This window comes from Ruegeria sp. BJ6, assembly GCF_056537885.1.
The window spans coordinates 571,023-587,413 of record NZ_JBQFSG010000002.1 but is presented as its reverse complement, the minus strand read 5'-3'; the positions used below and the strand labels follow the sequence as shown (position 1 = coordinate 587,413).

The window sequence follows — 16,391 nt, the reverse complement described above, 5'->3', positions numbered from 1 at the left end:
GCTCCTGTTTCCTGCGAAGTTTCAGGGCAGCAATTCACTTCTTATTTCCTATTGCTGCCCTTCAACATTCGCCTACGCACCCCCTTGCAGCACTCTACAAGTAGCTGTAAGACCCCCGATCAAGGGTGATTAGCTCAGTGGTAGAGCGCTTCGTTCACATCGAAGATGTCAGGAGTTCAAATCTCTTATCACCCACCATTTAACCCACTGTTTTTCAACAAAATAAAACAAGAAACCATTTCGGGAAAAAAGTGTTCTTTGGTCCCGAGAACCTAATTGACCCTAATTTGGATTACTTGCCTTTTGCTCTGGACGCTGGGGTAATCTCTGCGGGGCTGGCACATCATGACGCTCCAACCACTCTTTGATCACTGCCCAGTGGTCCTGAGCTCCTGCCGTGAACCGCATTGAATGCAAGTCATTCATCCGGCGCTGCAGCTGCGCAAACCACTGGATCTTGAGCTTCAGCCCGTGGGACTTAGCCCAGGCGCGCAATGCCGATTCCCAGTCATCCACGCGGCGCTCTTCAAGCGCGATTCGCAAATCATGGGGAATTGTGTTGGGCCAGATAGGCATGCGCGCTCCTGTTTGATAATCATCTGCGATACTCAAGTCATCTTGAGCATCAGATTTTCCGTTTCGCTATACTCAAGCGACACTTGCGCAGGGCCCTTATTGTTTGTCCAGCCGCGCCAACAAGGCGCGCTCAATTTCCAAATTCTGCTCCAGAACCGCGCGGCGCTCATCGTCCTGACACGCTTCAAGCTCAGCCTCAAACTTGGCGATCTGGCGAACATAGGATTCACGGACTGCAGGCTTCATGGTCGCTCCTAATTAATCTTACGCAGATCGGCCTCAAGCTGAGATCCACGACGAGCCTTCCAAAACTGGAAGGGCCCCACGTAGACCGCAAAAGATGAACGGTCTATCTCGAAACCCAACAGCCACATGCCCGGCCTGAAATCAATGTGCATCGCTGCTGCTCCTTTACTGGGGCTTCCATTCTTTAAGTGCGGTTGTTGAACTAACGGATCGAGAACGCCAGGCGCCGCAGCAAACGCACACCCACCAACCGGCCATCATCTCTTGATCGTGCGCTCGATCATCAACCTGGGTGCCCCAATGATGCAGCCCAAACCAGCAACGTATGCGCATTTCATCCGCTCCCTTATGTGGTCATTTGGGTGACAACCCATGCCAACATCAGCCGGCAGAACGTTAGTGTTTCGGAATCATCCCAATGTGCGGGCGGATCCTTGAGGACTTCGACCAACGCTTGAACTGGCCAGCTATCAACCAAACAGCGCTCATAGAACTGCTCTGCCGTTTCGCCATCGTTTACAAATCCAATCGGCATGTGGCCGCTCCTTATTGTGAACTTCAAAATGGGGGGCGGTAGGTCCAGTTCCGCCTTGCAGCCTGTCGGTTTTGATGAGTCGGTCGGCGGCCAATCCCCGCACTGGTATTCCTTTTAGCGCCAGTGTCGCCCCCATTATTCCTTTTTGTTAATACCGCGCGTCCCGACGCATCCGGTCACGCTCATATCCCGCCACATCACCAATCCCCTGGGAATAGCAGTGCCGCAACGGGGTCAGCAAAGCCGAACAAGGTCCAGTAGAGTTCAGTCGACACGTGCAGTGACCATCGGTGATCTCGTCGCAAAGAGCCCAGCCCTCACTGCGGCGCGGCTTGTATCTCTTGACCTCTCCCCGCGTCGGCATCGCGCCAGCCTCCCTATTGTGAATCTCAGAACCTATCCAAAAAAGGCGAAACGAAGGGCCAAAGAAAATTGGATGTCATATTGATTAATACACCCAAAACCACACCCCAAATAACTTGAAATTTGGACAGCGCGTGAGTTTTCCGCTCCCGCCAGCCATATGTGCGCAGCCACCGAAGCCCTTTGTCCGTTAGAAAGTATGTCCCAGGCTGTACTTGCTTCAAAGACGCGGCCACAAAAGTGAGGTGATCCACGAGACCAGCGGCAACTAGTTTATCTATTGTATCTCCAACGTCTTGGTTTTCATTCCTAGTTTTTATTTCGTGAGGTGCTTTGCCTTGATGAATTTGCCTCATGATCGGGCGAATAATTTCCACATCAAGAAGCGACCTCGGCTGTATACCTTGCTGATCCATTAATCCCTCATTTCAATTTTCTTGCCGCCGAACCAGTAGCCTTAATAACTTGATCCCGCACCCAATGATCGGGCACCTCAGCGCCCACTATTTCCCTAACGCGCGCAACGACAGCGCTACGCTTCATCTCCGGCGTGCGCCACAGTGAAACAATTGTCTCGATCTGCTGGGCCGTGGGAACCGGCCAGACCGGCTTTGCTCCCCGCGCCTCTTTCTTTTCTACCGTGACGTTTACCGGCTCAAGCTTGCGCAGATCCCGGATGCTGTCATCAGTCGGGCATGTCCGGGGTTCGTGCCCTGGGATTTCGAACGTGACACCCCGCTTGGCGATGGCCTTCATCGGCACGATCGGCAGCAAGTTCGACTGCACCAGAATGACGGTATCGCCCTGACGGAACACGAAGTCAGCTAAATCCTCGTCTTCAAGAACCCCGTCGAGTTCGTTGTGCGTGATGACCTTTTCAGCCCCAGCCGCAAACAACGCTTTTTTCTGCGCAGGTGTCCCGATTCCCATCTTCATGGGCGGACGTTGCCCCGAATTATCTACAGGTTCCACTTTTTTCTACACTTCCGTAGTGAATAGGTCTTGTTATGTAGATATTAAGTACGTAGATTGTAGTCAATGTTTTTGTAGATAATTAGGGAACGACGATGGCGCACAAGCTGATGAAACCTGCCGTAAAGGTCGCTGAAACACTTGCGCCCCTTTCGTCTGGGAAAGTGCCGCAAGAAATAATTGTGCTGGATGCCGAGACGGTCAGCGTCGTCGCCGAGATCGATGGCGTGGACTACATCCTGACGATGATGCGCGTGCCCCGCCAACGCCAAAAACCAGCAACACAATAAGGAACCATGATGGCTGACCACTTAAAAACGATAGGAGAAATCTGCGACACACTGCGCAACGATATCGGGCAAACTTTCAGCCCTCGCGTTGTACGCCGCGCCGAATTTGACCTGTCGAATTTCGAAGCGCAGGAAAGCGATATACCCGGCATCAAGACCGAGTACGTCAATCAAAGTGGCCCCGGAATCTGCGGCGACGATTTTACCGGTGTGATGGCATACCCGCTGGGCGACCATCTGTTTGTCATCGAATACGCCACTTAACAAAAGGGAACCCAGCGATGACCGAGACGATGATTATCGGATCACCCGAACACAAAAAATATATGCGAGATCAAGCTGAATCTCATGTCCGTGATGCCATGAAGAAGATCGAAGACGCTGGCGTGTTCTCGGACGATCAGAAAGCCGCGCTCAGATCGGCTTTCTGGGATATTTTTCACGCGATTACACGCACCATCTAAAGGGACACATTCGCCCTAATATTATTGGAAACTTCCTCAATAAGATGCACATTTTTAACCCATCAGGGTTGACTTTTTGCACATTTATGTGCATATTAAGAATGTGCAGAGGGGGCGGGATGGTCCCGCCCCGCACAGGAGGAAAGAGAAAGATGAAACTTCAAATCGTCTCAATCGTCCTCCAGATCATCACAGTGGTGGCTCTGGTTGCCAACATCATCCACCACTGGTGATTTGGGTGGTCGCCCCCGGAAACGGGGGCGGCTATCCCCAAGATAGGGGTTGCGCTATGAAAGCACAAGATTTTCTGGCCTGGACCAAACAAACCGGCCTCACCTCTGCACGTCAGGCGTCCGAGGCTCTCGGAGTGCACAGGAATGTCACCCAGCCGATGTATTCAGCTGCAAACAAAGGTGACGATGTGCCCGTGAAGCGTACCGTGGCCCTCGCGATGTCAGCAGTGGCGCAAGGCCTGCGGCCCTGGGATGAATATGAAAGGTGACAACATGCCGAAAAAACTGACTTACGTATCAATAGCACTATCTGTGCTTATCCTGATCCTGATCGTCGTTAATTTCGCGGTTCAGTGATCTGCCAAAACGAAAAAAGCCCGCTGACAAACGTCAGCGGGCTTTAAGTTACAGGGACAAAGTTTCCACCCTATTCGGCTGAATGAGTGAAGCTTATGCGCCTCCTTTACGCTGATATACGCCGCGCCCCGGCGCGGGGATTACACATCGTCGCCGATGTGAATCTCGATAAAGCCATTGTTCGGAAAGGTTTCGATTTTGCTGTCGGCGAAAGTGACCACGAATTCTGACCGGTAGATCGCAGGCGTATCTGTATCGCCCTGCTGCCAGTCGTATTGCAGAGTACCTGCGGGGCCATCGACGCTCGCATCCCGCTCAAACAGCAATTCGTTGGTAAAATAGTCCCTCACATTGAATTTGGCATTCGCCCCATTCAGCGTGCTGCCGGACGGCAAGACAACCTGGTACCGGATTGCGGGACTCGTGTCCCCTTTCTTCAGGAAAAACTGTTGGTTCATTGGATTAGGTTTCCGCTATTGTGTTAAGAGACGATCGCGCCTGAATTCAGGCTATCGTTCAATGATCCGTCGTTTACGCTTTCGCTGGGGAATGCGACGCGGCCGCGGCTGGATGAATCCCCAAGGACAAGCCCGGAGCCGATGATGTCTGGGTCCACAAAGAGGTTCCCAGATAGGACCACGGGACCAGTGGCGATAGTGCCGGACCCGAACAGATCCGCGTCGACCACCTGCAGGCCGGTGATCTCTACAGCGCCCGCAGAAACCAGTCCCGCAGTGAAAGCATCAATGTCGATATGCGTGGCACCCGTGATGCCTTGCGCAGGGCCAGCGCCGAGATTGACAGATCCCGCTTCAAACGTGTCCGCGTCATTATGGGTTGTCCCGCCGATGTTCTGGGGTGGTGCGCTGCCCTGACTGACCGCACCTGAACCGATACCATCCGGATCGACGTACAGCGCGCCTGTGATCGTCACACCACCGGTCTGGATGCCGCCTGACCCGGTCGAATCCGGATCGATGTGAACCGTGCCTATGATGGTTACAGCGCCAAGCGAGATAACACCCGCCCCGAAGCTGTCCGCGTCTGAGTGCCCTGCCCCAGTGATGTTCTGCGATGGCGCTGAGCCCTGAGACACCGTTCCGCCGCCAAAGGCATCAGGATCGGCATATTCGGCCCCTGCAATCGATACCGTTCCCGGAACAATCAAGCCGCTTGGGAACACATCCGGATCGAGGTGCAGCCCGCCGGTGATGGTGACTGCGCCTGGTGACACATCCCCAGCCCCGAAGCTGTTGGCGCTGCTGTGCAGGCTGCCAGTGATCGTGACCGGCCCCGCGCTGATCGACCCTGCCGGGAAGGTATCAGCATCGCTATATGCCGCGCCCGTGATCGTCTGCGCGCCGGAACCGGGCGTTTCCACGCGGATGATGACAACACCGTCGCCACCCTTGCCGGAATCTGCGCCCCATGTGGAACCGCCACCGCCGCCACCGAGGCCATCCGTACCCGGATTGCCTTCGTTCGGTGCGTAGTCGGAGCCAGCGCCGCCGCCGCCCTGACCGCCATCGTTGGTTGCTGTTGCAGCAGCACCCCAGAGGGCACCGCCACCGCCACCGCCGCCATACCAGTCGTTTGAGCCGGTGATATCGTCTTGAACACCGTCGCCACCCTGCGCGGCTTTCGTTGCGTGGTCCCAGTCGTGACCCGCTTCACCTGCGCCACCGCCACCACCGCCGGTACGTTCAACCGCCGCTGGCTCGAATCCTGCACCGCCACCGTAACCGAGCCCCGGCGAAACTGCCGTGGATGAACCACCGGTCCCGCTGCTGGATGAACCACCGCCACCGGACCCGCCGTCCTGACCATCACCGGAGCCACCACCGCCGCCACCACGCGCACGATCTAGCTCCGCGCCGCCCTGCTTGGTGATCGTAGAAGCGCCGCCATCTGTGCCCGCGTTGTTGCCGTTTACCGAAGCACCGCCAAGGCCGACAGCGACATCATAGGTCGCCGCGTCGACGGCTTGTGCCGCGCGTGGCAGGACTTCACCGGCCCCGCCGCCACCTGCAGCGCGGTAGTCGAGCGAACCGCCGGCACCACCACCGCCGACCAGCAATTCCCGGATATCGCCCGCCGTGCTGAATGTAATCGTGCCCGCGCCGGTAAACTTGTAAACGTCGTGATCGGTGCCGCCGATATTGACCGTAGTTTTCGAGAATGAACCGGTCGCGCCACTAACAACCGCAGAGGGCATCAGACGGCCCCAACCGCCTCAAAGGCCGCAATCAGGTCCGCAAGTGCCTGGGATGTCCGGAATGGATCAGCCTTTGCCGCAGGAATAAAGTGCTTGTGACGGATCAGACTGAAGGTCAGCGGGGCGGTTCCGTTGGTTTCCATCCCGATCAGATCATCCGCCGTCAAGCTCGACAGCAGCGCGGCCATTTCCACATTCCACGCTGCCGCCTTGACCTCGATATCGACAGCCGCCGCCTGATAGGCAGCGAGTGTGGCAGGCCCGCCGAGAGATGCCATGAACGCCTCAGCCCCCGCCTTTTGCTTGGCACCTTCGGCCAGAGCTTCCGCAGTGGTGATCTTGGCGGTTGCGAGACCCTCCTGAACTTCGTGCAGTGCCTTGTAGGTCAGATCGCCAGAGGTATCGCGGACATGGCGCAAAGCATCCGCCGCCGCGATTGAGGCGTCGACGGCTTTGGGCATGATGGTAGGGAAGCGGGACAGCGCCATGGGTTCACCTCGATAGGTTGTCAGGGGGAAAGAAGCCCGCGCCGTTACAGCGCGGGCGGTTCGGCAGGTCAGCCGCCGAAGAAATGCGCGAAATCAGGATCGGCCTTAGCCTGCGCCATGATTTCATCCGGCGTCAGGTCAGCGACGCGGTTGCCGTTTCTGGTTGAATAGTCCGCACCGTTCCAGCTGATGCTGGGAACCTTGGCCGATGGCGCAATGTTGTCCCGGATATCAGCAACATCCGAGAACACGTTGATGCGCGGAATTTCGATCCCCGGATGCGCTGGAGGCACACGGGGGAATTTCACCAGCGTGTTGCCGACGATTTCCATCTGCGAAACGCCAAAGGCACCAATGCCCCAGATGTGCGAATTACAGATGAGGTTTTCGACGATCCGGATCAGCCCGTGTTTTTGAACCTCTGAGCGACCGTCGCCACCGATCCACAGGGATTGCGAAACACTGTCATTCGCGCCATAGCGATTACCCTGGAAAATGAAGTTCTTTCGCAGGGTAATCAGGGGCGTGACCGCACCGCCAGAGCCTATGATCTGGATCGCGTCACGATGATCATGGTTTCCGGCCACACCGCCAAAGTCGTGCAGGAAATTCAGTTCAACCAGCAGGTCACCCACCTCATGCGGGTTGATCCCGTCCGACCGGATATCGTGTATCTCATTCAGGCGGATGACGCCACTCTTGCCGCGCGTGATGTATATCCCGCGCGTGTGTTTGCGGAACTGGTTTTTCTCCAGATGCACGCGATCCACATCGATGACCCGAAGCGCAGTAGCCCAGAAACCGGCAGCGCCATTCTTGTCGCCTTCCAGATCACTATTGATCAGCTTCAGGTCGGAGCCATTGGACAGCCGGTTTGCCTCATGCCACTCATATTCACCGCCATAGGCGTATCTGGAACGCAGCCCGTCGAACGTGATGTTGTCGCAGTTGTCTGCATAGATGCCTGCAAACCGCGCTTTATTGCTGAAATCAGCCGACCGAACAACAACTTCGCCGGTATACTTGAAGTTCTTCGCGTGCAGCGGGCCGTAATCAACCGGAGCCAACAGCAGCACGTCGCCGGGAACCGCAACATTCAGCGCCTGCTGCAACTCGGCCGCATCACGAACGTTTGGCGTCGTCGGTGTCGGTTTGGGAGGAACGGGGGTTGGGGTTGGGTCTGGCTTCGGTTCTGGCTCAGGCTCAGGGTCCGGCACTGGTGTGGGCTCAGGGTCGGGTTGAGGATCTGGCGTCGGTTCCGGTTCAGGTGTGGGCTCTGGTTCGGGAACCGGTTCCTCTGATGCGTCCAGATCGACAATGTAGAATGGCTTCCAGTCGCCGGAGTCGTTGGACACGTAATGGATGCCGTCCTTTTTCAGCATGGCATTGTCACCCTCCCGGATGACCCGACCGTTTTCAGCATCGCGAATTTCGAAGTTCGTGATTTTCTTAGGCATGACTGCCTCCGATATGAGGGGGAAAGAGGGTGTGGCTCACGCTTTACAGCGTGAACCAGCCTGCGCCATCGACCGTGTAGGTGATGTCGCCCGAGTTCGGCGTGACCGGGAATCCGGTCTGATTGGTATCCAGGAACAGAACCAGCCGCGACGTGCCCTCGACACCGGTGTCGATGTAGAGAATGACGGCCTCGCTTTCGTCACCCGTCGCGCTCGACCAAGTTACGTCGGCGGAATCGAAGGTGCCGTTTGTCGCGCTCTTACCGGTCAGGTTGGCCGATGTTTCGACGCGCGCCGCAGCAGGCAGATCGGACAGAAATTCATGCGCGGCAGAATAGGTGTAATCGGCCAGATCGACCAAAACAGCCTTCACGTTGCCACCGATCATGTCGATGTTCGCAGCGCCGCCGAGCAACGCCTCCTTGTATTTCGGATAGATGGCGTTTGCCATGTCCGCTCTCCTTTGATGGTGTTGTGATAAACGGCGTACCCCGCCGCCGGGTTACATCGGGCTGCCAGCCGGTTCTTCACGCGGAACAGCTTCGAAAAAGTCAGTGCCAGCCGCGACGATGCAGCTGATACCATTGGGATTGGTCAACAGGACGGTATAGGTGCCGTTTTCATCCGAGGCCCACACCTCCAGCACGGTCTGCGCACCCCGTGATTTCTGCAAGCCACCGAACCGTAGGCGCTCGCCATACTTGCTTTCGAGATTGGCAATGACGTCACCGCGTTGGGCGCAGCTTGCCGCAAAGGCGGGCTCCGCGAACACAAGCAGTGAGGCCACCAACCATTTCACGACGGACACCCGTGATCTTCGCAGGCTTTCGCCATCTCCAGCGTCCATTCAGCGAATGGCCTGTCATTCTGAACCAGCCAATCGACTGTTGGCTGCGTCAGCGGTGGGGTGCGCGCCACATCCTTGAACTGTACGCCATCACTTCGGGCCGGATCGCACCCTGTCAGTAAGTTCGCGGTGCAGAGCATCACCGCTAAGGCCGTGAACCTCATTGCGTCTCTCCCTTGCTTTCAGAATGGTTTCGATACGGCGTTCGCTGGCCTTGGCGCGGTCATCCTCAACCGCGTCCGCGCGCAGCCAGTAGATGGCCCCCGCGATGACCAGAGCCGCCGCAGCCCAAAGACCCAGCCGCCGCCATGGAAGCGCACCCAGTAGAGCGGGCATCAGCCTCGCTCCCTGACCGAGTACCCGGCCAGCAATGGCATTAGCGCCGCGATCCATTCCTCCGCAGGAATCTCGACCGTTGCGCCCGGCAGAACAGTATCCAACACGAAATGGATGGCCGCGATTGCGCCGTGCACAAGGAAAGTTGCCAGAATGACTGCCAGCATCTTGCGCGTTGGCATCTTTCCGGACTGTGTAACCAGAGTCTGTTTCATTGCTCAGTCCTTTCGATTGAACAGGCTGCGAAAGAGGTTTTGAAGGACGGCAAACCAATTGACTTTAACGGCTTTGCCCGGTGCCGACTGTTTCGGTGCTGGGATGCTGGCGGCTTCTGCGTTGGCCCGGGCCATCCGAACGGCACGATCAATCACGCCAATATCTCCGGTCTGCACGCCGGGCTGATCCCCCATGACGCGCCGGGTCCAGCCCTTTCCGAAGCTCGACCAGTGGCGAAGGCCCCGAAGGAAGCGCATGCGACGCTGGCATAGAGCAACGATCACTTCTTGCGGGTCGGCCATGTCCAAGGCCTCAAGGGTGTTCAAGCCAATCACGCCATCCGCTGCCACGCCAAGAACCCTCTGCAACTCCTTGATCGCGCGGGCTGGTCCGGAATTCACCGCATAGTCTGCCATTGCGTAATCGAGCCCTGACGGAAGTTGCGCGGCCCGAACTGCGTCAAGGTACTGAAACTGGATGATCCGTTCCGCCACTTCCTTAGAAATGCCCCGGACGTTCTTTTTCGGTAGCCCCTTGCGCCGGTTCCAGGCGTCATAGGTCCGCTGCGTGATGCCGCGGTCCGTTGCCCCGCCGGGGTCGTTCGGGTGGTTCACATAGCCGCCCTCAGAAAGGCCGATCCAGTCCAATATTTGCCTGTAATTCCCTCGCATGGCTTACCCCCAATCCAGAAAGCCCCGCTGGCGGGGCAGTTCGGTGAAATGTCGGATTCAATCAGCGCTGGAAGAGGTTCTTGATATCGTCCCGAGTTTCTTTCTGAGCATCCTCCAGACGCTTCAGGGAACTCCGAAACTCTGCCATATCGCGCATTCTCTGTTCATCCCGGCTTTTCAGCGCGGTTTGAAGCGCCGATATTTGTGCTTGATTGGTGAAGATGCGCCGGACGCACCAGAATGCGCCGCCGAGAACCGCAACCACCACCCAGTTCACGACGCTCTGCGCGCCGCCTTCGAATGCCTCACGAAATGTCATGCCTGCCCGTACCCTTTGCCATCAGTAGGTTGCGGGCTTTGCTAGCCCCTTGTTGACCAGTTCATCATTGATGCTGACCACGCTCTTTTCGTCGCGATAGAGTTTCCCGAGCCAACGCCCGTATTTCCCCTTGCCAGTGCCATCCTTGTAGGTGTGCATGACGATCTCTTTGCCGAGGATCTGTTCACGCAGCCAATTGCGCGAGATTTTACCCTCAACCTTTTCCGACCCGCGAACCTCTGGCGCATTGATGCCATAGAGGCGCACCTTCACTTTGCGCAGCCAGGAATGAAAACCAAGATCGACGTCGACGGTGATGGTGTCCGCGTCGTATACGTCGGTCACCTTTGCTCGATAGGTGTACATGGGCATATCACTCCTTCGGCCAATACGTGTCGTCGTTGAAGTTCTCGGGAACCGGGGTCATCGCCTCAATCGCATCGGAAGCAACGCGGATTGCCTTTGCTTTTGCCCAGAGCGCCATCCCGGCATCCCATTCTGCAAGCTCTTCCGACGTCCAGTTCGGGCGCTGCTTGTCGTTCAGTTCATTTGCCCGGGCATTCAGGTTTTGCTGCTTCCACTCGGGGATAATCTTGAGAATTCGACGCCGGGCCTCTGCCTTGACCAACTGGATGATCTCCAGATCCTTCTTGCCCTGCTCGACGGCACGTTCAGCCATGATTGCCGCTTCTTCCTCGGCAGAAATCGCGACTTCCTGACCCTTGTCCATACGTGTGAGCGCCATCTTAGTTTCTCCCGTACAGATAGAATTTGCCGCTGATGTTGCCGGTGCTGGCATAAAGCTGAATGGCATCGAATGCTGCATCCGCTTCACGCCGACCACCGCCATGCACGGTGACCATACCGCCGGTCGTGTCCCGGTGGCGCATGACGGTGGTGATTTGGGTGCGCTCCGCAGAGCCCGGATTGAAGACGAAGATTTCGCCGCTGATTGATCGGATCAGCGTGTTACCAGCACCGCGCGTAAACTGCATTTTGCTGTCGGATGCATCGAATTGACCAATGCCCGTGCCGTCGTTCGTGCCGCCGAAATCCCAGGAATAGTCAGAAGGTCCGGAATCTTTGTTCGCGCCTCCATCCGTCGAGGTCCGGCCAGCCAGATGATCGCCTGAATTCTCGAAAATTACGTTCTCGCACCGGATTAGAGCATGGTCGAAACCCGCAAGATCAACCGGAATGATGACATCGGCCTGATCGGTGACGTCATAAATCTGGATCAGTGAATCTGTGGCGCCATACCACCGGCCCCAGCCATTCCCGTCCGTGGTCTTGGTGCGCGTTTTCCAGACTGGCACGCCCTGATCCAGCTGGACCGCCTTTTGCCAGATGTACTGACTGGCGGTGCCCTCATTGGAATTCCCGACCAACAAGCCAAAGGAGCCATCCAGATCTGGAAAAGGATTGTCGCCCGCAGTGGCAGATGCGTGCGCCCCGCCATACCCAAAATACTGACCCGCCAAATACAGCGTATCAAGATTGACTGCGTCGAACGCAGTACCCATCCCGATCGGAATATCGTTCGACCCGTCATAAAGCATCAGGGTCAAGGTGCCGGAGACATCCCGCACCCACATCCCTCCTGCCGAAAGGTATGACGGTCGCGTTGCCCCGGAATGAGTGGATATCAACGTCGCCCAGAGATTATTCAGAATAACGGCCAATGCGCGGCCGTCCGGATCGTCGACCACAATATCCGGAAATTGATGTTGCGCCATTTTGTCCTCTTAGTTTTCCCGTCCGTAACCCTTGGCGATCCAGTCAAACGTGCCGGCAATCCCGGCTGCTGCTGCGTCGACAAACTGAAGATGAAAGCCCGTGCGGCTCACGTTGGTAATTTTCTCGATCGCACCGGACGGCAAATCTTGACCGGTGACGTTGATCGCCGGGCGTTCCTTGAACGCAGGCTGGAATGTGATCTGGATGCCGGTATCCGGAATGGCCAAATCGCTGCCGCCTTCCACCCGGTCCGGCATGTCAATCAGCACCGACAAGCGGCTGACCACGACCTGAACCTGCGGATCGAAGCTTTCGACCACCAGCTTGAACTTGTATGCTCGCGCATCGTGATTGCCTGCCCGAAATTCCTGCCATGCCGACCAGACAGGCGATCCGGCCGGATCATCATTCGTGCTCTGCATCATCAGCTTGGCCGACCAGGACGCATCACTGACGTCACCGGTCAACGACCCCAGCTGAGACAGGTTCGGCCATGTGGACAGCTTTGCACCGCCGATATAGCCGTTCGCCTGCACGTCGGCGCTGATCCGGCTGGTGAAAATGCCGGTCAGGTCAACAACCTCTTCGAATTCGTACTCGCCGATCGGGACCACGCCGCCCTGTTTTATGATCTGGCCAACCTGAGACAGTGCCGGCCATGCCGAAAGCGGATCAACTGCCCCGAGGTATAGGCGGCCGCCATAGGGAACCAGATCGACCACCGTCGCGCTGGAAAACGCTGGATGCTCGATCAAGGATTTGACCACGTTCAGCCCAAGCACATTGCCGTCCGAAACCGTCACTGCCATGGCATTCGGGCTCTGTTGGTCGAAATGACCGATGCCCCTGATCAGGTAGGAGCCGGTCAGAACCGGAACCGTCACGGATCCACCCTGAACGGATGTCACCAGTTTCGAGGCTCCGGACCAGCCGCCGGTATTCCCGGGCGCCAGGTGGCGGATCTCATAGTGCTTGACCAGCGGGTCATTGGCATCCCACGTCAGCGTCACACTTCCGGCCACTGCATCCGCCCGGAACTCCTGCACGTCCAGCGGCTGCGTCAGAACTGAATCCCAGGAATCCTGATAAACCGCAGGCGGCGATATCAAGCCAGCGGTGTTTTCCCGCAGCAGCTCGATCGTGTAGGGCCCGAGGTTCGGAACCGGTACATCGAACTCTTCGGTCTGAAACAGGCCGTGATTGGTGACGTTTCCAGCGGCATCCTTGAGCGCCACGTGATACTGCGCCGTATCGAACCGATCGTGCTGCGCGATCGTGATGCGAAACACGACCCGGGCCGGGCCGTACAGGACAACCGGATCGATCGCGCTGGCAACAGGCGAGGCTGGCAACAGGATCTGGCGGGGCTGCACATTGGTGATGTTTGGCACATAGGCCGGGATCGTACCCTTATCCGCGCCCAGCACCGCCGGCGCAGCCGGAACGCCGGTCAATGTCGCCGTCAGGTCACTGTTATGGCGAATGGATGTGACGAGGATTTCCATACTTTCCTGCGCCATATCTTCGATCAGCACCAGATCATCGGCGGCAACCCCAGATGCGTCGCCCGATGCGCCCTGTGCCACAGTCCATATGCCATCGACTGCAACAGGCGGCGCACCATCGAAGATCAGTTCTTCCCCAAGTTTCGTGCGAATGATCACACGATAGCTGGACCCTGCCAGCGACAGGAACTCGTCCAGAACAAACGTCGCAACCGAATTATCCGGATGCAGCGTCAGAGTTTTGATCCGGCCAGACCCAACGCCAATCAATGGCACGTCGTGAACAAACCGAACCTTGTCGCCCATGGTGACCTTCAGGTGATCGATATCAGTTTCCCATGTGAACTCTTCGGGCCGTAGAACCCCCTGCGCCAAGTGGTACCTGCCCAGACGCCAGGCATTGCCGCCATTAGTCGCATTCTTCGGCAGTACGACGCCTGGCAGCTCCAGCGTTTCCATGTTCGTGGCGTTGGATGCGTTGTATCCGTCCGCATAGACCGGGATTTCATCCTGCTGCCAGTCCAGAGCCTCAGAGGCACAACGCACCAGAAACCCGTGAATCTGCTTCGGAAAGCTGATCTTGCCGTTAAAGCCTCTTGAATTGTTCGGGCCAAACTGCTGGATAATCCCCCCCGCCCCACCGTCCCGCACGATCGAGTATTTCAGATCCCGCATCGTGCGCCGCGCGCGGCCGCTGGCACAAATCAGGTCCAGCACGTCCGCAACGGTTGTAGGCTGATCTATCACCGCGTCGCAGGTCCAATGCGGCTCCTGGTCCGCCCAATCCGTAAGATCAGCCTTATGGATGCGATCGCTTGCAACCGGGTCGCGCAGCATCGGCCCCATCAGCGCCCGTGCATACACCCATGCCGGATGGCGAACCGGCTTCAGGACGGACCAGGCCCCTCCGCTCCACGTCCGCCCAAGCTGCTGCACGATGCCGTTCAGGTTGTCGATCTGCCCGTTCAGCTGCTCGCTGGCTTTCACGCGGATCGCCACTTCGGCAATATTGTTGTGACTTGGCAGCCCGCCGGCCTGCACGGACTGGATGCCTGTCAGATAGAGATCGTCTTGGATCTTATTGTCATTCAAATCCTCATCAATTCGGGTAACTTCAATTTCGTACTCATCCGGTGATGGCAGCGGGAACGAATGTGTGAAACGGATTGAGGATGTCGATTTTCCCCAATGCTTTTCAGTACCAACATCAGTCCATTGTGCTGTGCCCTTTTTCCGGTACCGGTACCGGACCCGACCGAAATGCGGGTGCCTGTATCCGCCATCGTCAAAGCGCACCAAGCCCTGAAACGTCACATCAACAGTGACATAGGCCGTGTCCTTTCGGGTGAACCGACTCACCGGCTGGGATGTGTTCAGCCGCACACTATAGGCGTCTTCTGCCACATCGTGCGGATAGAGGGTCAGTTTCTCCGCGCCGGATCGCCACGCCTTCACCAGCGGCGCGATCTCCGGCATGTTCTTGAGCGTCTCTGTCGCGTCCACATTGATGAACTCGATCTCAACGTTGTCGAATTCCCATATCGGGGTTGTGCCAATCTTCAGGCTTTCCAGCGCAACCGGGCCATAGCCGAACGTGTAACGCCCCCGGTAGTGGATGTTCTTGCCTTCGCCTTCCGTGAACCCCTGCGCCGTTTTGGGCGGGAACATCAGATGGCGGCCCAAAACTGTCGGATAGACACCATAGGGGTTTTCGGCATTGGCCGACCCGGTGATCGTGTAGTTTGGCGTCTCAGCCAAGGGGCCAGTATTCGTCTGGTTGGGTGGGCGGATCAGGGCGTTAATCGCAAGTGATCCGACCACTGTTACCGCTGCATATGTAACGGCATAACCAACTGTACCAGCGGCGAAAAATGAGCCCGCGAAAGCTGCCGCTGCTTTCGGCAATACTGCCGCCAGGACAAGCCCCAGTACTTCACCCTGAACCTTCGGCCCAATCAGAACATGGCTACCCGCCTTCGGACGCACCCGATGCCACTGATCCATCGGAACAACGCTGGAATTGATGCCGCGGCTGATCACCACTTGAACCGACATCAGAAAGCGCTTGTCGATATCCGACTGCCGAACGATTTCAGCAACAGTCAGTCCCTCAGCGGCTTTTGAAGCCACGGGCCTTCCGCGCAAGGGGTGCTGATAGGCTGCAACCTCAAACGTGTCAGCCGCCATAGACATAAATCCCTTCCAGCCGGTCGCCCCAATTGGCTGACCGGAAATCTTCAATCAGGCTTTCGCCGGTTTCCTGTGAGGTGTGCAGCATCAACCGCCCCCCAAGGGCGTAGCCGACATGCAGCTCGTAGCCACGTACCCTGAAAGACAACACCGCACCCTCTATCGGCGTTTCCACTGGGCGCCAGTCCCGCCTCATGCGGGCCGCAACATCCATGCGGGCCGCAACGGTCATCGGGCACAGAGGGTCAAACAGGTCGCGACCATGACGTTCCCGCTGCAGAGCCAGAACCAATCCGAGACAGTCATAAGTCTCAGGCCCCCGCCCCAGTTCCTGGTACGGAAGGCCGATCCAGTCATCGGTCCACATGATGTGT

The 16,391-nt window shown here is 57.3% G+C and carries 24 protein-coding genes and 1 tRNA gene; 5 read left to right on the top strand and 20 right to left on the bottom strand.

Annotated features, from left to right (window positions below):
• Positions 1 to 123 precede the first annotated feature (123 nt).
• Positions 124 to 198, top strand: a tRNA-Val gene (locus ACR0D6_RS08325).
• An 84-nt stretch (positions 199 to 282) separates the two neighbouring features.
• Here ACR0D6_RS08325 and ACR0D6_RS08320 read toward each other — a convergent pair.
• The 5 genes from ACR0D6_RS08320 to ACR0D6_RS08300 all read right to left on the bottom strand — a co-directional run bounded on the left by ACR0D6_RS08320 (position 283) and on the right by ACR0D6_RS08300 (position 2,650).
• A complete protein-coding gene (locus ACR0D6_RS08320) occupies positions 283 to 576 on the bottom strand; it encodes a hypothetical protein (protein WP_480765162.1) in 294 nt (97 codons plus the stop codon).
• A 96-nt stretch (positions 577 to 672) separates the two neighbouring features.
• Positions 673 to 822, bottom strand: a complete 150-nt coding sequence (locus tag ACR0D6_RS08315; protein ID WP_480765161.1) for a hypothetical protein — start codon at positions 820 to 822, stop codon at positions 673 to 675.
• Between the two features lie 346 nt (positions 823 to 1,168).
• On the bottom strand, positions 1,169 to 1,357 hold the full coding sequence (locus tag ACR0D6_RS08310; protein WP_480765160.1) for a hypothetical protein: 189 nt from the start codon (positions 1,355 to 1,357) through the stop codon (positions 1,169 to 1,171).
• 389 nt (positions 1,358 to 1,746) lie between these two features.
• Positions 1,747 to 2,136 (bottom strand): hypothetical protein, encoded by a 390-nt coding sequence (locus ACR0D6_RS08305; RefSeq protein WP_480765159.1) that lies wholly within the window; start codon positions 2,134 to 2,136, stop codon positions 1,747 to 1,749.
• Positions 2,137 to 2,143: 7 nt separating this feature from the next.
• Entirely contained in the window at positions 2,144 to 2,650 is a 507-nt protein-coding gene (locus tag ACR0D6_RS08300; protein WP_480765158.1) for a hypothetical protein, read from the bottom strand.
• 137 nt (positions 2,651 to 2,787) lie between these two features.
• Here ACR0D6_RS08300 and ACR0D6_RS08295 point away from each other — a divergent pair, with 137 nt between their 5' ends.
• The 4 genes from ACR0D6_RS08295 to ACR0D6_RS08280 all read left to right on the top strand — a co-directional run bounded on the left by ACR0D6_RS08295 (position 2,788) and on the right by ACR0D6_RS08280 (position 3,948).
• On the top strand, positions 2,788 to 2,982 hold the full coding sequence (locus tag ACR0D6_RS08295) for a hypothetical protein (RefSeq protein ID WP_480765157.1): 195 nt from the start codon (positions 2,788 to 2,790) through the stop codon (positions 2,980 to 2,982).
• Between the two features lie 9 nt (positions 2,983 to 2,991).
• Positions 2,992 to 3,246 (top strand): hypothetical protein, encoded by a 255-nt coding sequence (locus ACR0D6_RS08290; protein ID WP_480765156.1) that lies wholly within the window; start codon positions 2,992 to 2,994, stop codon positions 3,244 to 3,246.
• Between the two features lie 17 nt (positions 3,247 to 3,263).
• Positions 3,264 to 3,446 carry a hypothetical protein gene (locus ACR0D6_RS08285; protein WP_480765155.1) on the top strand — a complete coding sequence of 61 codons (183 nt, stop codon included), beginning with the start codon at positions 3,264 to 3,266 and terminating at the stop codon, positions 3,444 to 3,446.
• 289 nt (positions 3,447 to 3,735) lie between these two features.
• The gene (locus tag ACR0D6_RS08280) at positions 3,736 to 3,948 is read left to right on the top strand and encodes a hypothetical protein (protein ID WP_480765154.1); all 213 of its coding nucleotides are present in this window, start codon (positions 3,736 to 3,738) and stop codon (positions 3,946 to 3,948) included.
• Between the two features lie 228 nt (positions 3,949 to 4,176).
• Here the strand turns inward: ACR0D6_RS08280 and ACR0D6_RS08275 are convergent, their stop codons facing one another.
• The 15 genes from ACR0D6_RS08275 to ACR0D6_RS08205 form a co-directional block, all read right to left on the bottom strand.
• Positions 4,177 to 4,494, bottom strand: coding sequence for a hypothetical protein (locus tag ACR0D6_RS08275; protein ID WP_480765153.1), 318 nt, complete (start codon positions 4,492 to 4,494; stop codon positions 4,177 to 4,179).
• 23 nt (positions 4,495 to 4,517) lie between these two features.
• Positions 4,518 to 6,251, bottom strand: a complete 1,734-nt coding sequence (locus ACR0D6_RS08270) for a glycine-rich domain-containing protein (protein WP_480765152.1) — start codon at positions 6,249 to 6,251, stop codon at positions 4,518 to 4,520.
• Positions 6,251 to 6,739 carry a hypothetical protein gene (locus ACR0D6_RS08265; RefSeq protein ID WP_480765151.1) on the bottom strand — a complete coding sequence of 163 codons (489 nt, stop codon included), beginning with the start codon at positions 6,737 to 6,739 and terminating at the stop codon, positions 6,251 to 6,253. Before ACR0D6_RS08265 ends, ACR0D6_RS08270 begins: the two co-directional genes overlap by 1 nt.
• 68 nt (positions 6,740 to 6,807) lie before the next feature.
• Positions 6,808 to 8,196 carry a right-handed parallel beta-helix repeat-containing protein gene (locus ACR0D6_RS08260; protein WP_480765150.1) on the bottom strand — a complete coding sequence of 463 codons (1,389 nt, stop codon included), beginning with the start codon at positions 8,194 to 8,196 and terminating at the stop codon, positions 6,808 to 6,810.
• Between the two features lie 43 nt (positions 8,197 to 8,239).
• Positions 8,240 to 8,647, bottom strand: coding sequence for a hypothetical protein (locus ACR0D6_RS08255; protein ID WP_480765149.1), 408 nt, complete (start codon positions 8,645 to 8,647; stop codon positions 8,240 to 8,242).
• Between the two features lie 51 nt (positions 8,648 to 8,698).
• Positions 8,699 to 9,043 (bottom strand): hypothetical protein, encoded by a 345-nt coding sequence (locus ACR0D6_RS08250; RefSeq protein WP_480765148.1) that lies wholly within the window; start codon positions 9,041 to 9,043, stop codon positions 8,699 to 8,701.
• A 90-nt stretch (positions 9,044 to 9,133) separates the two neighbouring features.
• Positions 9,134 to 9,379 (bottom strand): hypothetical protein, encoded by a 246-nt coding sequence (locus tag ACR0D6_RS08245; RefSeq protein WP_480765147.1) that lies wholly within the window; start codon positions 9,377 to 9,379, stop codon positions 9,134 to 9,136.
• The gene (locus ACR0D6_RS08240) at positions 9,379 to 9,594 is read right to left on the bottom strand and encodes a hypothetical protein (RefSeq protein WP_480765146.1); all 216 of its coding nucleotides are present in this window, start codon (positions 9,592 to 9,594) and stop codon (positions 9,379 to 9,381) included. Before ACR0D6_RS08240 ends, ACR0D6_RS08245 begins: the two co-directional genes overlap by 1 nt.
• A 3-nt stretch (positions 9,595 to 9,597) precedes the next feature.
• Positions 9,598 to 10,242 (bottom strand): glycoside hydrolase family 108 protein, encoded by a 645-nt coding sequence (locus ACR0D6_RS08235; protein WP_480765145.1) that lies wholly within the window; start codon positions 10,240 to 10,242, stop codon positions 9,598 to 9,600.
• A gap of 85 nt (positions 10,243 to 10,327) precedes the next feature.
• On the bottom strand, positions 10,328 to 10,585 hold the full coding sequence (locus tag ACR0D6_RS08230) for a hypothetical protein (protein ID WP_480765144.1): 258 nt from the start codon (positions 10,583 to 10,585) through the stop codon (positions 10,328 to 10,330).
• Between the two features lie 21 nt (positions 10,586 to 10,606).
• Positions 10,607 to 10,951, bottom strand: coding sequence for a thermonuclease family protein (locus tag ACR0D6_RS08225; protein ID WP_480765143.1), 345 nt, complete (start codon positions 10,949 to 10,951; stop codon positions 10,607 to 10,609).
• Between the two features lie 7 nt (positions 10,952 to 10,958).
• Positions 10,959 to 11,330, bottom strand: a complete 372-nt coding sequence (locus ACR0D6_RS08220; RefSeq protein ID WP_480765142.1) for a hypothetical protein — start codon at positions 11,328 to 11,330, stop codon at positions 10,959 to 10,961.
• Between the two features lies 1 nt (position 11,331).
• A complete protein-coding gene (locus ACR0D6_RS08215) occupies positions 11,332 to 12,321 on the bottom strand; it encodes a hypothetical protein (protein ID WP_480765141.1) in 990 nt (329 codons plus the stop codon).
• A 9-nt stretch (positions 12,322 to 12,330) separates the two neighbouring features.
• Positions 12,331 to 16,020, bottom strand: coding sequence for a TipJ family phage tail tip protein (gpJ, locus tag ACR0D6_RS08210; RefSeq protein ID WP_480765140.1), 3,690 nt, complete (start codon positions 16,018 to 16,020; stop codon positions 12,331 to 12,333).
• Positions 16,004 to 16,384 carry an NlpC/P60 family protein gene (locus ACR0D6_RS08205; RefSeq protein WP_480765139.1) on the bottom strand — a complete coding sequence of 127 codons (381 nt, stop codon included), beginning with the start codon at positions 16,382 to 16,384 and terminating at the stop codon, positions 16,004 to 16,006. The genes gpJ and ACR0D6_RS08205 overlap by 17 nt, the downstream gene beginning before the upstream one ends.
• Positions 16,385 to 16,391 lie beyond the last annotated feature (7 nt).

Bases quoted from the DNA above. Each gene is read 5' to 3' on its own strand.
- ACR0D6_RS08275 (WP_480765153.1), bottom strand. From the start codon at position 4,494: ATGAACCAACAGTTTTTCCTGAAGAAAGGGGACACGAGTCCCGCAATC.
- ACR0D6_RS08220 (WP_480765142.1), bottom strand. From the start codon at position 11,330: ATGGCGCTCACACGTATGGACAAGGGTCAGGAAGTCGCGATTTCTGCC.
- ACR0D6_RS08255 (WP_480765149.1), bottom strand. From the start codon at position 8,647: ATGGCAAACGCCATCTATCCGAAATACAAGGAGGCGTTGCTCGGCGGC.
- ACR0D6_RS08305 (WP_480765159.1), bottom strand. From the start codon at position 2,136: ATGGATCAGCAAGGTATACAGCCGAGGTCGCTTCTTGATGTGGAAATT.
- ACR0D6_RS08285 (WP_480765155.1), top strand. From the start codon at position 3,264: ATGACCGAGACGATGATTATCGGATCACCCGAACACAAAAAATATATG.
- ACR0D6_RS08280 (WP_480765154.1), top strand. From the start codon at position 3,736: ATGAAAGCACAAGATTTTCTGGCCTGGACCAAACAAACCGGCCTCACC.
- ACR0D6_RS08230 (WP_480765144.1), bottom strand. From the start codon at position 10,585: ATGACATTTCGTGAGGCATTCGAAGGCGGCGCGCAGAGCGTCGTGAAC.
- ACR0D6_RS08240 (WP_480765146.1), bottom strand. From the start codon at position 9,594: ATGAAACAGACTCTGGTTACACAGTCCGGAAAGATGCCAACGCGCAAG.
- ACR0D6_RS08265 (WP_480765151.1), bottom strand. From the start codon at position 6,739: ATGGCGCTGTCCCGCTTCCCTACCATCATGCCCAAAGCCGTCGACGCC.
- ACR0D6_RS08310 (WP_480765160.1), bottom strand. From the start codon at position 1,357: ATGCCGATTGGATTTGTAAACGATGGCGAAACGGCAGAGCAGTTCTAT.
- ACR0D6_RS08295 (WP_480765157.1), top strand. From the start codon at position 2,788: ATGGCGCACAAGCTGATGAAACCTGCCGTAAAGGTCGCTGAAACACTT.
- ACR0D6_RS08205 (WP_480765139.1), bottom strand. From the start codon at position 16,384: ATGTGGACCGATGACTGGATCGGCCTTCCGTACCAGGAACTGGGGCGG.
- ACR0D6_RS08225 (WP_480765143.1), bottom strand. From the start codon at position 10,951: ATGTACACCTATCGAGCAAAGGTGACCGACGTATACGACGCGGACACC.
- ACR0D6_RS08320 (WP_480765162.1), bottom strand. From the start codon at position 576: ATGCCTATCTGGCCCAACACAATTCCCCATGATTTGCGAATCGCGCTT.
- ACR0D6_RS08290 (WP_480765156.1), top strand. From the start codon at position 2,992: ATGGCTGACCACTTAAAAACGATAGGAGAAATCTGCGACACACTGCGC.
- gpJ (WP_480765140.1), bottom strand. From the start codon at position 16,020: ATGTCTATGGCGGCTGACACGTTTGAGGTTGCAGCCTATCAGCACCCC.
- ACR0D6_RS08300 (WP_480765158.1), bottom strand. From the start codon at position 2,650: ATGGGAATCGGGACACCTGCGCAGAAAAAAGCGTTGTTTGCGGCTGGG.
- ACR0D6_RS08215 (WP_480765141.1), bottom strand. From the start codon at position 12,321: ATGGCGCAACATCAATTTCCGGATATTGTGGTCGACGATCCGGACGGC.
- ACR0D6_RS08315 (WP_480765161.1), bottom strand. From the start codon at position 822: ATGAAGCCTGCAGTCCGTGAATCCTATGTTCGCCAGATCGCCAAGTTT.
- ACR0D6_RS08245 (WP_480765147.1), bottom strand. From the start codon at position 9,379: ATGCCCGCTCTACTGGGTGCGCTTCCATGGCGGCGGCTGGGTCTTTGG.
- ACR0D6_RS08270 (WP_480765152.1), bottom strand. From the start codon at position 6,251: ATGCCCTCTGCGGTTGTTAGTGGCGCGACCGGTTCATTCTCGAAAACT.
- ACR0D6_RS08250 (WP_480765148.1), bottom strand. From the start codon at position 9,043: ATGGACGCTGGAGATGGCGAAAGCCTGCGAAGATCACGGGTGTCCGTC.
- ACR0D6_RS08260 (WP_480765150.1), bottom strand. From the start codon at position 8,196: ATGCCTAAGAAAATCACGAACTTCGAAATTCGCGATGCTGAAAACGGT.